Source organism: Candidatus Methylomirabilota bacterium (assembly GCA_035764725.1).
Lineage (GTDB): Bacteria > Methylomirabilota > Methylomirabilia > Rokubacteriales > CSP1-6 > DASRWT01.
Map to the genome: position 1 here is coordinate 1 of DASTYT010000028.1, position 14,579 is coordinate 14,579.

The 14,579-nt window shown below is 70.7% G+C and carries 13 protein-coding genes; all 13 read left to right on the forward strand.

Going from position 1 to position 14,579, the window contains the following annotated elements; translation table 11 throughout:
• Positions 1 to 360, forward strand: a 360-nt coding sequence (locus VFX14_03995; GenBank protein ID HEU5188832.1) for an FtsX-like permease family protein, incomplete at its 5' end; no start/stop codon positions are given.
• Positions 353 to 1,036, forward strand: coding sequence for an ABC transporter ATP-binding protein (locus tag VFX14_04000; GenBank protein HEU5188833.1), 684 nt, complete (start codon positions 353 to 355; stop codon positions 1,034 to 1,036). The genes VFX14_03995 and VFX14_04000, both read left to right, overlap by 8 nt.
• Before the next feature lie 189 nt (positions 1,037 to 1,225).
• The gene (locus tag VFX14_04005) at positions 1,226 to 3,673 is read left to right on the forward strand and encodes an ATP-dependent Clp protease ATP-binding subunit (protein HEU5188834.1); all 2,448 of its coding nucleotides are present in this window, start codon (positions 1,226 to 1,228) and stop codon (positions 3,671 to 3,673) included.
• A gap of 43 nt (positions 3,674 to 3,716) precedes the next feature.
• A complete protein-coding gene (bamA, locus tag VFX14_04010) occupies positions 3,717 to 6,002 on the forward strand; it encodes an outer membrane protein assembly factor BamA (protein ID HEU5188835.1) in 2,286 nt (761 codons plus the stop codon).
• Between the two features lie 19 nt (positions 6,003 to 6,021).
• Positions 6,022 to 6,618, forward strand: a complete 597-nt coding sequence (locus VFX14_04015; protein ID HEU5188836.1) for an OmpH family outer membrane protein — start codon at positions 6,022 to 6,024, stop codon at positions 6,616 to 6,618.
• Positions 6,619 to 7,659, forward strand: coding sequence for a UDP-3-O-(3-hydroxymyristoyl)glucosamine N-acyltransferase (gene lpxD, locus VFX14_04020; GenBank protein HEU5188837.1), 1,041 nt, complete (start codon positions 6,619 to 6,621; stop codon positions 7,657 to 7,659).
• 5 nt (positions 7,660 to 7,664) lie between these two features.
• Positions 7,665 to 8,504, forward strand: a complete 840-nt coding sequence (gene lpxA / locus VFX14_04025) for an acyl-ACP--UDP-N-acetylglucosamine O-acyltransferase (protein ID HEU5188838.1) — start codon at positions 7,665 to 7,667, stop codon at positions 8,502 to 8,504.
• Positions 8,501 to 9,532 carry a Gfo/Idh/MocA family oxidoreductase gene (locus VFX14_04030; protein HEU5188839.1) on the forward strand — a complete coding sequence of 344 codons (1,032 nt, stop codon included), beginning with the start codon at positions 8,501 to 8,503 and terminating at the stop codon, positions 9,530 to 9,532. The genes lpxA and VFX14_04030 overlap by 4 nt, the downstream gene beginning before the upstream one ends.
• Positions 9,511 to 10,317 carry a UDP-2,3-diacylglucosamine diphosphatase LpxI gene (lpxI, locus tag VFX14_04035; GenBank protein ID HEU5188840.1) on the forward strand — a complete coding sequence of 269 codons (807 nt, stop codon included), beginning with the start codon at positions 9,511 to 9,513 and terminating at the stop codon, positions 10,315 to 10,317. The genes VFX14_04030 and lpxI overlap by 22 nt, the downstream gene beginning before the upstream one ends.
• 20 nt (positions 10,318 to 10,337) lie before the next feature.
• Complete coding sequence (lpxB, locus tag VFX14_04040; protein ID HEU5188841.1) at positions 10,338 to 11,480, forward strand: lipid-A-disaccharide synthase; 1,143 nt, start codon at positions 10,338 to 10,340, stop codon at positions 11,478 to 11,480.
• A complete protein-coding gene (locus VFX14_04045; protein ID HEU5188842.1) occupies positions 11,477 to 12,124 on the forward strand; it encodes a lysophospholipid acyltransferase family protein in 648 nt (215 codons plus the stop codon). The genes lpxB and VFX14_04045 overlap by 4 nt, the downstream gene beginning before the upstream one ends.
• Positions 12,121 to 13,416, forward strand: coding sequence for a 3-deoxy-D-manno-octulosonic acid transferase (locus VFX14_04050; protein HEU5188843.1), 1,296 nt, complete (start codon positions 12,121 to 12,123; stop codon positions 13,414 to 13,416). Before VFX14_04045 ends, VFX14_04050 begins: the two co-directional genes overlap by 4 nt.
• A 7-nt stretch (positions 13,417 to 13,423) precedes the next feature.
• Positions 13,424 to 14,578 carry a tetraacyldisaccharide 4'-kinase gene (lpxK, locus tag VFX14_04055; protein HEU5188844.1) on the forward strand — a complete coding sequence of 385 codons (1,155 nt, stop codon included), beginning with the start codon at positions 13,424 to 13,426 and terminating at the stop codon, positions 14,576 to 14,578.
• The last annotated feature ends 1 nt before the right edge of the window (position 14,579 follow it).

A 14,579-nucleotide genomic window follows, 5' to 3' on the forward strand; every position in this document is an offset into this window, starting at 1 on the left:
ATCGGCCACCTCGTGCTCCTCGTGGCCGAGAAGCGGAAGGAGATCGGCATCCTCAAGGCGATGGGGGCGACCTCCGGCTCCATCGCGGTCGTGTTCCTCGCCGCCGGCATGCTGATCGGGCTGGTGGGCACGGTGGCGGGCAGCGCGTTCGGGCTGGGGCTCATCTGGGTGCAGAACACCTACAAGATCATCCGTCTCGCCGGCGACGTCTACCAGATCGACTACCTCCCCATGAAGCTCACCGGCAGCGACTTCGCCATGGTCATCGGCTCCACCCTGGTCATCTCGTTCCTCGCCACGCTCTCCCCGGCGCGCCGCGCCGCGAGCCTCGTCCCGGTGGACGTACTCCGCTATGAGTGAGCCGCTCGTCGTCGCGGAAGACCTGGAGAAGGAGTACCGCATGGGCCCGGAGGTGGTGCGCGTGCTCCGGGGGGCGAGCCTAGTGGTGAACGCGGCGGAGTCGGTGGCGGTGATCGGGGCGTCGGGGGTGGGCAAGTCGACGCTGCTCCACCTCCTCGGTGCGCTCGATCGGCCGACCGCGGGCCGCGTGCGCTTCGACGGCGAGGATGTCTTCGCCCGCTCGGAGAACGGGCTGGCCCGCTACCGGCGCTCGGAGATCGGCTACGTGTTCCAGTTCGGCAACCTCCTCGGCGAGATGACCGCGCTCGAGAACGCGATGATCCCGGCTCTGCTGCAGCGCGTGCCCGCGCCGGCCGCGCGCCTGCGCGCGCGCGACGCCCTTGCGGAGGTCGGCCTCGCCGACCGCACGGGGCATCGGCCGGGCGAGCTCTCGGGCGGCGAGCTGCAGCGGGTCGCCATCGCGCGCGCGCTCGTCGGCACGCCGCGCGTGGTGCTCGCGGACGAGCCCACCGGGAACCTCGACCCCAAGACGAGCGAGGTGATCTGGGAGCTGTTCCTGCGGCTGCAGGCGGAGCGGGGGCTCTCGTTCGTCATTGCCACCCACAATCACGAGCTGGCCCGGCGGGCGGATCGGGGCTATCAGCTGGTCGAGGGCCGGGCGCTGCCCTGGCCGTGAGGGCGCGGACGGGGGGGCCGGGGAGGGCCCGGCGAAGCCTCCGAGGGCGAGCGGGGCCGGATGGGCGAACACTTCCGGGCAGATAGGCCCGAAAAGCAAGAAAAGGCTAGGCGGCACTCTGGGCAAGCTATATACTTTGAGCAGGTTTAGGGCGCACGAGACCACACCTAACCCGGGAGAGAAATCCAAGTGTTCGAACGATTCACGGAGCGGGCGCGGCGGGTCATCATCTTGGCGCGGGAAGAGGCGGGCCGCTTCCGCCACGATTTCGTGGGCACCGAGCACATCCTCCTCGGCTTGATCCGGGATGGTGAGGGGATCGCCACCGCGGTTCTGCAGCGGCTGGGCCTGAGACTCGAGACCGTCAAGGCCGAGGTCGAGCGCGCCCTCGCCGGCTTCCCCAAGACCCTGACCTTCGGGGAGGTGCCGTTCACGCCCCAGGCCAAGCGCGTCCTCGAGCTCAGCATCGAGGAAGCCCGCCAGCTCGGTCACAACTACATCGGCACCGAGCACCTCCTCCTCGGCTTGATGAAGGAAGGGCAGTCGATCGCCGCGAAGATCCTGGAGTCCCTCGGCGCGCGCCTGGACGAGGTTCGTCAGGAGACCCTGTCGCTCCTGGGCGACCAGTACTACCCGCGCCCGAAGAAGCGCTCGCAGACCCCGGTGCTCGACGAGTTCGCGCGCGACCTCACCCAGCTCGCGCGGGAGTCGAAGCTCGACCCCGTGATCGGGCGCGAGACCGAGATCGAGCGCGTGATCCAGATCCTCGCCCGGCGGACCAAGAACAACCCGGTCCTCATCGGCGAGCCCGGCGTGGGTAAGACCGCCATCGTGGAGGGGCTCGCCCAGCGGATCGTGGGGCACGAGGTGCCCGACGTCCTCGCTCAGAAGCGTCTGCTCCAGCTCGACCTAGGCGCCCTCGTGGCCGGCACCAAGTACCGTGGCCAATTCGAGGAGCGGCTCAAGGCGGTGATGAAGGAGATCCGGCAGTCGGAGAACGTGGTCCTCTTCCTCGACGAGCTGCACACCCTGATCGGGGCGGGGGCAGCAGAGGGCGCCATCGACGCCTCCAACATGCTGAAGCCGGCGCTCTCGCGGGGCGAGATCCAGACGATCGGCGCGACCACCCTCGACGAGTACCGGAAGTACATCGAGAAGGACGGCGCCCTCGAGCGCCGGTTCCAGCCGGTCATCGTCCGTGCGCCCTCGGTCCCCGAGTCGGTGGAGATCATCAAAGGCCTGCGCCACAAGTACGAGGCCCATCACCGGGTGAAGATCACGGATCAGGCGATCGACGCCGCCGTGAAGCTCGCCGACCGGTACATCACCGACCGGCAGCTCCCCGACAAGGCCATCGACGTCATCGATGAAGCCTCCTCGCGTACCCGCCTCATGGCCCTCATGCCGCCTCCCGAGATCAAGGAGCTAGGCAAGGAGGTCGAGCGGGTCGTCCGCGAGAAGGATATGTACCTCGAGGCCCAGGAGTTCGAGAAGGCCGCGTCCCTTCGGGAAAAGGAAAAGCTCCTGCGCGGGCGCGACGAGGAGCTCAAGCGCGAGTGGGACAAGCGCAAGGGCAAGGGCCCGCAGACCGTCGGCGAGGAGGACATCGAGTACATCGTGTCCCGCTGGACGGGCATCCCGCTCTCCAAGCTCGAGGAGAAGGAGTCGGCCAAGCTGGCCCGCATGGAGGAGGCGCTCCACGCGCGCATCGTCGGTCAGCGCGACGCCGTCGCCGCCGTCTCCCGCGCCATCCGGCGCTCGCGGGCGGGCCTCAAGGACAGCAAGCGGCCGGTGGGCTCGTTCATCTTCCTGGGCCCCACCGGCGTGGGCAAGACCGAGCTGGCGCGGGCCCTCGCCGAGTACCTCTTCGGCGACGAGAACGCCCTCATCCGCGTGGACATGTCCGAGTACATGGAGAAGTTCTCCGTGTCCCGGCTCCTCGGAGCCCCTCCCGGCTACGTGGGCTACGAGGAGGGCGGCTTCCTGACCGAGAAGGTGCGCCGCCGGCCCTACTCGGTGGTGCTCTTCGACGAGATCGAGAAGGCGCACCCCGACGTGTTCAACATGCTCCTCCAGGTGCTTGACGACGGTCGCCTGTCGGACTCGGTCGGCCACGTGGTCGACTTCAAGAACACCATCCTGATCATGACTTCGAACCTCGGGACCAGCTTCATCGGCAAGCGGACGTCCCCCGGCTTCCTGCCCGAGGGCGACGACTCGTCCCACGAGAAGATGAAGGGCCGGGTCATGGAGGAGCTCAAGCGCGCCTTCCGGCCCGAGTTCCTGAACCGGATCGACGACACCATCGTCTTCCACGGTCTCTCCCGCGAGGACATCACGGGCATCGTGCGGCTCATGCTGAACCGCGTGAACGCCCAGCTCGCGGACAAGGGGATCAGCATCGAGCCGACCCCCGTGGCGCTGGACCTCCTCGTCGAGAAGGGCTACGATGCCACCTACGGCGCCCGGCAGCTGCGGCGCACGATTCAAAAGCACGTAGAGGATCCGCTCGCCGAGGCGATCGTCCGGGGCCAGATCACGGATGGCGCTCGGCTCGAGCTCGACGTGGAGGGTGATAATTTCGTCTTCCGGGAAGCGCAGGTTCCCGAGTCACCGCTGGCGCTGGCCGAACACTGATCCGCGGTACGCGGGGTCGCGACACGTCGGGCCGCTCGGGCAGATGACCCTTCTGGGGAGAGCCCTTCTCTCCATTTTTTTTGTCTTCCTCCTGATTCCCTCCATCGCTCCCGCCCAGGCTCAGCAGGAGCCGGGCCCGGGCGGACAGCGCGCCATCATCGTCCGTGACGTCGTCATCCAGGGGAATCGCCGCATCCAGGAAGCGGTGATCCTGGGCCGCATCGGCACCAAGATCGGCAGCCCGTTCACGCCCACCCGGCTCGCCGAGGACATCCGGGCGGTGTTCGCTCTGGGCTACTTCGACGACGTTCAACTCAAGGTCGAGGACTTCGAGGGGGGCGTGAAGGTCACGTTCGTGGTGGTGGAGCGGCCGTTCGTCCGCGACATCCAGTTCGCGGGGAACAAGAAGCTCGACGCCGCCGGGCTCACCGAGAAGATCGACCTCAAGCTCGGCGCCGTCTACAACCCCGTCGAGGTCACCCGGGCCGCCGAGAAGATCAAGGAGTACTACGAGGAGGAGGGTTACTTCGAGGTCCAGGTCACCCCTGACGCCACCAAGCTGCCCGACGGGGACGTGGCGGTGACCTTCCGCATCGCCGAGGGGCGGAAGATGACGATCGAGGAGATCGTCATCGAGGGCGCCAAGGGATTGACCCCCACGCAGATCAAGGCGGTCATGGCCACCCAGGAGCGGCAGTACTACATCCTGCGCGGCACGGTGGAGCGGCAGAAGCTCGACGACGACCGCGACCGCATCGTGTCCCTGTACAACGACCACGGCTTCATCCAGGCGCGCGTGGAGTCTGCCGAGACCATCATCGACAAGGAGACCGCCCGGGTCGTCGTGAAAATCGTGGTCGTCGAGGGCCCTCAGTTCAAGGTGGGCGGCGTCGACATCACCGGGAACAACGTGGTGCCCGTCGAGGAGATCCGGCGCCGCATCCCCTTCAAGACCGGTGACGTGTTCTCCCGGGGCAAGGTCCGGGACTCCCTCAACGGCATCCAGGCTCTCTACGGGACCATCGGGCGGGCGTCCGCCGACATCAATCCGCAGACCACCCAGGACATCGCCAACCGGCGGGTGAACATCACGTTCGACATCAACGAAGGCCCGGAGGTCTTCGTCGAGCGGATCAACATCACCGGTAACACGCGCAGCGAGGAGAAGATCCTCCGGCGCGAGGTCCCGATGCACGAAGGCGACTTCTTCACCACCGCCAAGCTCGAGCGCGCCCGGCAACGGCTCACCAACCTCGGCTACTTCGACCAGGTCAAGGCCACCACGGCGCCCGGCGTCACCAAGGACAAGATCGTCGTCAACATCGAGGTCGTCGAGAAGCCCACCGGCCTCTTCTCGGTCGGCGGCGGCTACAGCTCCACCGACAGCTTCATCGCGACCGTCGACCTCTCCCAGCGCAACTTCCTGGGGCGGGGCTGGGAAGCCTTCGTCCGCATCCGGGCGGGCGGCAGCACCCAGCAGGGAACGGTCGGCTTCACCGAGCCCTGGCTCTTCGACCGGCCCCTGTCCGCCGGCTTCGACCTCTTCAACAACCGCCGGGTGTACCAGGATTTCACCGTCAACTCCCTCGGCGGCGACATCCGCTTCGGCCACCCGCTGGGCGACTTCTCTCGCTGGAACCTCATCTACCGCCTCACGCAGGACAACGTCACGGATGTCGCAGACAACGCGAGCACGAGCCTCCAGTCCGAGGAGGGCAAGCGCCTCACCTCCCTCATCGGCGCCTCGGTCAGCCGGGACTCCCGGGACAGCGCCTTCGAGCCCACCCGCGGCACGGTGGCCGGCATCGGCCTCGACTTCGCGGGCCTCGCCTTCGGCGACAGCAAGTTCGTGCGCACCGCCGGCAACCTCGCCGGCTTCTACACCCCCTGGCTGAACCACGTGATCAGCGGCCGGGCCCTGGCCGCCTACGCGGTTGGCTGGTCCAGCGATCCGCTGCCCCTCTTCGAGCGCTACTACCTGGGCGGGCCCAACTCCCTCCGGGGCTGGAAGGCCCGCCAGATCTCCCCGGTGGATCAGTCCGGGACCAAGGTCGGCGGGAACATCCAGGTCCTCGGCACCGTCGAATACACGATTCCGCTCTTTTTCAACATTCGCATGGCTTTCTTTTACGATGTAGGGCAGGTCTACGGGCCGGACACGAGCTTCGGAACCGTGTTCGACCTGACGGAGCTGCGTCACGACGCGGGGCTATCGCTGCGCTGGGCCTCGCCGTTCGGCCCGCTCCGGGTCGACTATGGCATCAAGCTGGACCGGCGCAAGAACGAGAGCTTCGGGGAGTTCCACTTCGCGGTGGGCGCCCCGTTCTAACGAACGAGGAGGAAGGACGATGCGTGTGATGCTCAAGGTAGTGCTTCCCGTGGCCGTGCTCGCGGCGACGGCGGCCTGGGGGGTGGGGGTCCGGTGGATGCCACCGCGCGCGGAGGCCCAGTCGCCGCCCCCGGCCGCCGCGGCGACCCGCGTCGGCTTCATCGACACCCAGCGCGTGATGGCCAAGTCCGCCGCCGGCGTCTCGGCTCGCGAGGCCCTGGAGCGCGACAAGGCGGCGATGCAGAAGCAGGTGGACACGCTGCAGAGCGAGCTGGCCAAGCTCAAGGACGAGCTGGAGAAGAAGGGGCAGCTCCTCTCGCCCGAGGTCCGTAAGGAGAAGCAGGACACCATGGAGCGCAAGGTCCGTGATCTCCGGCGCCTTGCCGACGACTTCGAGAAGGACCTCGCCAAGAAGGACCGTGAGCTCATGGTCAAGTTCGCGCGCGACCTCCAGGGCGTCGTGCAGAAGGTGGGGAAGGAGCGAGGCTACACGCTGATCGTGGACGCCCGCGCCGGCCTCATCTACGGCGCCCCCGAGGCCGATCTCACCGAGGAAGTCATCAAGGAGTTCGACGCGGCGAGCAGGAAGGCGTCGACCGCGCCCACGAAGCCGTAAGTGGCCGCCGGCGGATCGTTCACCCTCGGAGAGCTGGCGGAAACGCTGAACGCCCGCCTCGAAGGGGAGCCGTCCCGACGGGTGCGGGCGGTGGCAACGCTCGAGGCGGCGGGACCCGACGACATCTCCTTCGTGCTCGGCCCGCGATACGTCAAGGCGGCGGCAGCCACGCGAGCCGGGGCGCTCGTGGCGCCCGAGGGCCTGGCCGGCCTGCCGGGCGCCGTGCTGCGCGTGGCCGCTCCGCAGGCCGCGCTGATCGCGCTGCTGCGTCTCTTCCATCCGGACCCGCCGCTGGAGCCCGGCACCCATCGGCTCGCGCTGGTGGCGGACGGGGCCCGCGTCGACGCGAGCGCGGCGGTGGGACCGTTCGCGGTCGTCGAGCGCGGCGCCCGCATCGGGCGAGGCACCCGGGTCGGCGCGCTCTGTTTCGTGGGCGAGGATGCGGTGGTCGGGGACGACGTGCTGCTCCACCCGCGCGTGGTCGTGCGCAGCGGCGTGCGCATCGGCAATCGCGTCATCGTTCACCCCGGCGCGGTCCTGGGCGCTGACGGGTTCGGCTACGCGTTCGACGGGCAGGGGCACCGCAAGATCCCCCAGGTGGGGGGCGTGCGCATCGAGGACGACGTGGAGATCGGCGCCAACACCACGGTGGACCGCGCGACGCTCGGGGAGACGGTGATCGGGCGGGGTAGCAAGCTGGACAACCTCGTGCAGGTGGGCCACAACTGCCAGATCGGGGAGGACGTGATCCTGGTCTCGCAGGTGGGCGTCTCCGGGTCTTCCAAGGTGGGTCATCGGGCGGTGCTGGCGGGGCAGGTTGGCATCGCCGACCATGTCGAGGTGGGAGAGGGGGCGGTCCTCACCGCCAAGTCCGGCGTGCCCAACGACATCCCCGCCGGTGAGGTCTGGAGCGGTATTCCCGCCCGGCCCACCGGCGAGGCCAAGCGGATCTGGGCGGCGGAAAACCGCCTGCCCGAGCTCCTCCGCCGCGTACGCGACCTGGAAAAGCGCTTGACCGATCTCGAGAAGGGGGCCAAATAGAAAGGATGTCTGACGACAAAGCCATTCACTCCGCATCCTTCGTGGACCCCCGCGCAAGGCTCGGCGCGGGCGTCCGGGTGGGTCCCGGTACCATAGTGGGGCCTGACGTCGTGCTGGGCGACGGCGTCGAGATCGGCGCCCACGCGGTACTCGAGGGCCAGGTCACCATCGGGTCACGCTGCCGGATCGGCCACGGCGCCATCATCGGGGCCGAGCCCCAGGACCTCAAATATCGGCGGGACGTTCCCACCGGGGTCCGCATCGGTGAGGAGACCGTCATCCGCGAGTACGCGACCATCCACCGCGCCACGCACGAGGGCCACGACACCACCATTGGTGCGCGCTGCCTGATCATGGCGGCCTGCCACATCGCCCATGACTGCGTGGTGGGCCATCACGTGATCATGATCAACGGCGCCGCGCTCACCGGTCACGTCACCGTCGAGGATCGCGCCACGGTGGGCGGCCTCAGCGGCGTGCACCCCTTCACGCGCGTGGGCACCTTCGCCTACATCGGCGGCTGCGCCAAGGTCAATCAGGACGTCCCGCCGTACGTCATGGTGGACGGCAATCCCGCGGTAGCGCGCGCGGTCAACGTGATCGGCATGCGCCGTGGCGGCTTCGATCCGCAAGGCCGGCGTGAAGCGCAGGAAGCGTTCCGGGTCCTCTACCGATCCGGCCTCGCCACCGGCGCCGCCGTCGTACGGCTGCGCGAGGAGTTCGGCGAGGGATCGGTGGGGCGCCGCATGGCCGCCTTCATCGAGCGGTCGAAGCGCGGGATCGTCTCCGGCGCGGCGGAGTCCCGCGAGCCCGACGGGGCCGATCTCGCCGAGGATGTGCTATGAGCCCGGTGGCGGAGCCGCGGCTGCGCGCGGGCGTGGTCGGGGCCGGCCACATGGGCCAGTACCACATCCTCGCCCTGATGGAGCTGTGGGACGTCGATCTGGTCGGGATCGTGGACGTGGACTTCGCGCGTGCCCAGCAGCTCGCCGCGACCTACGGCACCCGGGCCTTCCGCGACTGTCGCGAGCTGGCCGGTCTCGTCGATGTGGCCACGGTGGCGGTGCCCACGGAGCTGCACTTCGACGTCTCTCGCGAGCTGCTCGAGGCGGGCGTGCACGTGCTCGTCGAGAAGCCGATGACGCCGACGCTGGAGGAGGCCAAAGAGCTCTTCCGGGTGGCCCGCGCCCGCAATCGGGTGCTCCACGTGGGGCACGTCGAGCGCTTCAACGGCGCCGTCCAGGAGCTGCGCAAGATCGTGGAGCGCCCCATCCTCGTGGAGTCGAGGCGTCTCGGCCCGTTCGCCCCCCGAGTGGCGAGGGACTCCGTGGTCATGGACCTCATGATCCACGACATCGACATCGTGCTCAATCTGATCGACGGTGAGCCGCGCAAGGTGACGGCCATCGGCGCCTCCGTGCGCTCCGGGCTGGCCGACGTGGCCAACGTGCAGATCTGCTTCGACAGCGGTGCCATGGCCACGATCACGGCCAGCCGCGCCACCGAGGAGAAGATCCGCACGCTCGCCATCACCCAGCCTGACGCGTACATCATCCTCGACTACCAGGATCAGGACATCCAGATCCACCGGCGCGCCGCCCAGGAGTACACGGTGAATCGCGAGGCCATCCGTTACCGGCAGGCCTCCTTCGTGGAGCATCTCTTCGTCCACAAGGACAATCCCCTCAAGCTCGAGCTGCGCCACCTCATGGCGGCGGCGCGCGCCGCCCAGGCGAGCGGGCGCGTGGATCTCGCCGAGGCCGAGGACCTCCGGTCGCTCGCCGTGGCCCTCGAGATCGAGCGGATGATTCGCGAGGGCCGGGGCGAAACCGCGTGGCCAGAGGACCTCCCGTGGAGCGCTGCCTCGGCCTGATGGCCGGGGCCGGGATCCTCCCCGGCCGGGCCGCCGCCGAGGCGCGGCGGCAGGGATGGCGGGTCGTGGCCTTCGCGTTCGCTGATGCGCCCGAGCTCGCCTCCGCCGCCGATCGCCTCGTGCCAGCCCACGTGACCGACCTTCAGAGCGTCCTCGGCGCCTTGGGGCCGGAGGGCGTGGGCGCCGTGGCCTTCGTGGGCAGCTTCACCAAGCAGCGCTTCTTCGCGCATGCCGAGCAGGCGGACGACGCCGGCCGTGGCCTCTCCCGCGAGGGCCTCGCGGACGGCTCGCTCGGGCGCATGGCCGCGGCGTTGCTCGGCAGCATGGGGATCGAGGTCATGGATCAGCGCCGGCTCCTCGGGCCCTGGCTGGTGGCGTCGGACCGGCTCAGCACGCGGGTCCCAACTGAGGCGGAGTGGACCGAGATCCGTGAGGGCTGGCGCCTGGCGCACGACCTGGCCAACCGTGGTGTCGGCCAGACGGTGGTGCGCGCGCGGGGCGTCACCGTAGCAGTGGAGGCGGCGGAGGGCACCGACGAGACCATTCGCCGCGGGGTGCGGCTCTCGGGGTCGGGGGCGGTGGTGGTGAAGGCGGTGGCGGACGACCACGACTTTCGCTTCGACATTCCGACCATCGGCCTCGCCACCCTCGAGGCGATGGCGGCGGGCGGCGCCACGGCGCTTGCCGTCGCACGCGGGCGCACGCTCGTGGTCGACCACGAGGCGGTGGCCCGGCGCGCCGACGCTGCCGGCATCGCCCTCGTCACCGTGGAGGACCCCGTGTGAGCGGGGCGGCCGGTGCAATCATGCTCTCGGCGGGAGAGACGTCGGGCGATCTCCACGGCGGCACGCTGTGCCGGGCCCTGCGCGCGCTGGAGCCCGGCGTGGGACTCGTGGGCATGGGTGGCCCGCGGATGGCGGCGGCGGGCATGGAGGTCGTGGCCGATCCCACCGCGCACGCGGTGGTAGGGACCAGCGAGGCGGTGGGCCGGCTTCCCGGACTCTACCGGGCCTACCGGGCGCTGGTGCGCCGCCTGCGCGAAGCCCCGCCGAGGGCGCTCGTCATCATCGACTTCCCCGAGTTCAACATGCGCCTCGCGCGGCAGGCGCATCGTGCGGGCGTCCCGGTGATCTACTTCATCCCGCCTCAGGTCTGGGCATGGCGGCGTGGGCGCGCCCGACTGATCGCGCGGCTGGCGAGCCGCGTCCTTGCAGTGTTTCCCTTCGAGCTGCCGCTCTACCGCGCGGCCGGCGCTGCGGTCGATTTCGTCGGGCATCCGCTGCTCGACGTGCTCCCGGTCGGACTCGATCGGCCCGCGGCCCGCGCCGCCCTCGGCCTTGGGCCGGATGCGCCGGTGGTCGGGCTCTTTCCGGGCAGCCGCCGGGAGGAGGTCTCGCGCCTGCTCCCCGCCATGCTCGACGCCGCACGACGGCTGGCCGGCCCCGCGGGGGCGGGGGCGCCGCGGTTCCTCGTCGGGCTCGCACCCTCGGTGGATCGCGCGCACGTCGAGGGGCTGATCGCGGCGAGCCGGGCCGCAGGAGGCCCGGAGGTGCAGGTGCTGCGCGAACGCACCTACGAGGTCATGGTGGCCGCCGACGCGATCCTGATCGCGTCCGGGACCGCGACGCTCGAGGCCGCGCTCCTGGGCGCGCCCATGGTGGTGTGCTATCGCGTCTCGCGCTTCACCGAGGCGATCTCACGGGTGCTCATCCGGATTCCCTGGATCAGCCTGCCGAACATCGTGGCCGGACGCACGGTGGTGCCCGAGCTCCTGCAGGGCGCCGCCACCGGCGAACGGCTCGCCGCCGAGGCGCGCCGCCTGCTCACCGAGCCCGGCGCCGCCGCCGCTCAGCGCGCGGCGTTCGCCGATCTTCGCGCGCGTCTGGGCGAGCCCGGCGTCGGGCCGCGCGCGGCGCGGGCCGTGCTCGACGCCGCGCGCGCGGCATGAGCAGCGCCCTCACGCTGTCCCTGGGTCCGGCCCTGGGCGCGCCCGCGCTGCGCCTGCTCGCCGCCACGTGCCGGGTGCGCTACGCGGAAGGGGATGCGGGCGCGCGCTGGCGCGCGGGAACGCCGTTCATCTTCGCCACGTGGCACTCGCGCATTCTCCTCCTGCCTGCGCTCTATCGCGGCCGCCGCCTCCGCGTCCTGATCAGCCGCTCGCGCGACGGGGAGATGTTGGCCCGTCTCTGCGCCCGCTTCGATTTGGACGTCGCGCGCGGCTCCTCGAGCCGAGGCGGGGCGGACGCGCTGCGGCTGCTCGCCCGCGCGCTGGCCGAGGGCACCAGCGTCGTCGTGGTCCCGGATGGGCCCCGCGGCCCGCGCGAGATCGCCAAGCCGGGGGTCATCGCCCTCGCCGCGCTCAGCGGCGCGGCTATCGTGCCGGTTGCGGTGGCCGCATCCGCGGAGTGGCGCCTCCGCTCCTGGGACGGCTTCCGCGTCCCGCGGCCCTTCGCCCGCTGCGTGGTGCGCTTCGGCGAGCCCCTCACGGTGGCGCGCAAGACCGATGGCGACGCCCGCGAGCGGGCGCGGAAGACACTGGAGGCGGCGCTGGCGGCGGTGTCGAGCGCGGCCGACCTCGAGGCGGCGGCATGATCCGCGGCCTCTACACCCTCGTGCTCACGACCGCGCTGGCGGTCTACGCGCCCGTGGTCGCGGTCCGGCGCCTGTTCCGCCGCGGCCACCCCGTGCACCTGCGGCAGCGTCTGGGCCACCTCGGTGCCGAGCTTCCCGCCGAGCCGCGCTGCTGGATTCATGCGGTGTCGGTGGGCGAGGTCATCGCGGCCATGCCGCTCATCGAGGGCATCCGCCGGCAGTGGCCCGCGGTGAACATCGTGCTGACCACGGTGACGCCGACGGGCGCCCGTGTCGTCGCCGATCGGCTGAATGGCGCGGTGACCCACCGCTACTTCCCGCTCGACCTGCCCGGGCCCGTCGAGCGCGCGCTCGCGGCGATCCGCCCGCACTTCTTCATCGGGATGGAGACCGAGCTCTGGCCGAACTTCCTCGACGCCCTCGCGCGCCGGCGCATCCCAAGCATGATCGCCAACGGGCGCCTGTCCGACCGCTCGTTTCGACGCTACCGCTGGGTGCGGTTCCTGACGCGCCCGATGCTCGAGTCCATCACCGTGCTGGGCATGCAATCGCAGGAGGATGCCCGCCGCGCCATCGCGCTGGGCGCCCCGCCCGAGCGGGTCGTGGTGACGGGCAGCCTCAAGACCGATGCGGTGGTGGACGGCCCGGGCGCGCGCGAGCTATGGGAGCGGCTGCTCGGGCTCGGGCCCCGCGAGCGCATCTGGGTAGCGGGCAGCACCCATCGGGGCGAGGACGAGGTGATGGCGGAGGTGTTCACCCGCCTGCGGGCCGACTACCGTGACCTCGTGTTGCTGCTGGCGCCCCGCCACCCCGAGCGCGTCTCCGAGGTGGAGCGCATGCTCCAGGAGCGCGGCCTCGCCACGGTGCGACGGAGCCGCTTGCCCACGGCCCGGGCCGCCGCGCCCGTGATCATCCTCGACACCGTGGGCGAGCTGGCCCCCCTCTATCACCTCGCGGAGGCGGTCTTCGTGGGTGGCAGCCTGGTCCCCACGGGGGGGCATAATATGCTCGAGCCCGCGCTCCGGTCCAAGCCCGTGCTGTTCGGCCCCTACACGAGCAACTTCCGCGAGAGCGCGGAGATGCTGCTCGAGGCCGGGGGCGCCCGCCGGGTGACCGACGCGGCCGGGCTCGAATCGGCCCTGCGCGAGCTGCTGGAGAAGCCCGATGTCGCGAGGGCCATGGGCGAGGCGGGCCAGCAGGCGGTGGTGCGGCGCCAAGGCGGGGTGCAGGCGACGCTCGAGCTGGTGTCGCGATACCTGGGGGGCGGGGAGGCCATGTCGAGGAATGGGTAGCGAGCCGATGGGCAGAGAGCAGCTGGCGCGCGAGCGCTCCAGCAGCGAGTCCGTCGTGCGGGTGCGCCGCGATCCCGAAGGCTGGCTGCGGCGGGCGTGGGAGGAGGAGACTCCCCGGGCACTGGCCGCCGCCCTCGGCGCGCTGTCCGTGGGGTATCGTGCGGCGCTGATGGCCCGCGGGTGGCTCTACGACGCCCGCCTGCTCAAGACGGGGCGGCTGCCCTGTCCGGTGGTGTCCCTCGGCAACGTCACTGTAGGCGGTAGCGGAAAAACGCCGCTCGCCGAGCTCGCCACGCTCACGCTGGTCGCCCTCGGCGCCGCGCCCGCGGTGGTGAGCCGCGGCTACGGCCGCGTCACCCGCGGGGTACACGTGGTCGCCGACCGCGGAGGCATCCGGCTCGGCGCGCGCGCCGCCGGCGACGAGCCGCTGCTGCTCGCCGAGCGCCTCCCGGGCATCCCCGTGATCGTGGGCGAGAACCGTTTCGAGGCGGGACGCCTCGCGGTGGAGGCCCACGGCGCCTCGGTCATCGTGCTCGACGACGGCTATCAGAACCGCACGATCGCCAAGACGCTCGAGATCCTCGTCGTCAGCGCCCGCGCGCCGTGGGGCAACGGGCGCCTCTTTCCGCGCGGTCAGCTCCGCGAGCCGCTCTCCGTGCTGCGACGGAGCCACGTGGTCGTCGTCACCAATCCTGCCGACGACGAGGTCGTGGACGCGGTCACCCGCACGCTGCGGCTCCACGACTCGCCCGCGCCGGTGGTCACCGCACGGTACGAGCCTCTCGAGGCGCGGCGGGTGGGGGATGGCGCGCGGCTGCCTCTCGCCGAGCTGCGCGGCCGGCGCCTGCTGGGCTTCGGCGGGCTGGCCTCGCCCCGCTCGTTCATGGACACCCTCTCGACGATGGGCGTGCTCCTCACAGGCTTCGCCGAGTTCGGGGATCACCACTGGTATACCGACGCGGATCTCGCAGAGGTGGCGCGGCGCGCGCGGCTGGCCGGTGCCGAGGGGCTGATCACGACGGAGAAGGATGCCGTGCGGCTCCGCGAGAAGGCGCTGCCCGGTCTTCCCGTGTGGGTGCTCACCGTGCGGATGGTCCTGTCGAGCGGCCAGGCCGCCTGGGTGGAGGCGCTGCGTCAGATCGCCGCGCCCGCGCGCGGGTGAG

Coding starts and splice junctions, on each gene's coding strand:
- VFX14_04000 (HEU5188833.1), top strand. CDS start 353: ATGAGTGAGCCGCTCGTCGTCGCGGAAGACCTGGAGAAGGAGTACCGC.
- bamA (HEU5188835.1), top strand. CDS start 3,717: ATGACCCTTCTGGGGAGAGCCCTTCTCTCCATTTTTTTTGTCTTCCTC.
- VFX14_04015 (HEU5188836.1), top strand. CDS start 6,022: ATGCGTGTGATGCTCAAGGTAGTGCTTCCCGTGGCCGTGCTCGCGGCG.
- lpxA (HEU5188838.1), top strand. CDS start 7,665: ATGTCTGACGACAAAGCCATTCACTCCGCATCCTTCGTGGACCCCCGC.
- VFX14_04030 (HEU5188839.1), top strand. CDS start 8,501: ATGAGCCCGGTGGCGGAGCCGCGGCTGCGCGCGGGCGTGGTCGGGGCC.
- lpxB (HEU5188841.1), top strand. CDS start 10,338: ATGCTCTCGGCGGGAGAGACGTCGGGCGATCTCCACGGCGGCACGCTG.
- VFX14_04045 (HEU5188842.1), top strand. CDS start 11,477: ATGAGCAGCGCCCTCACGCTGTCCCTGGGTCCGGCCCTGGGCGCGCCC.
- VFX14_04050 (HEU5188843.1), top strand. CDS start 12,121: ATGATCCGCGGCCTCTACACCCTCGTGCTCACGACCGCGCTGGCGGTC.
- lpxK (HEU5188844.1), top strand. CDS start 13,424: ATGGGCAGAGAGCAGCTGGCGCGCGAGCGCTCCAGCAGCGAGTCCGTC.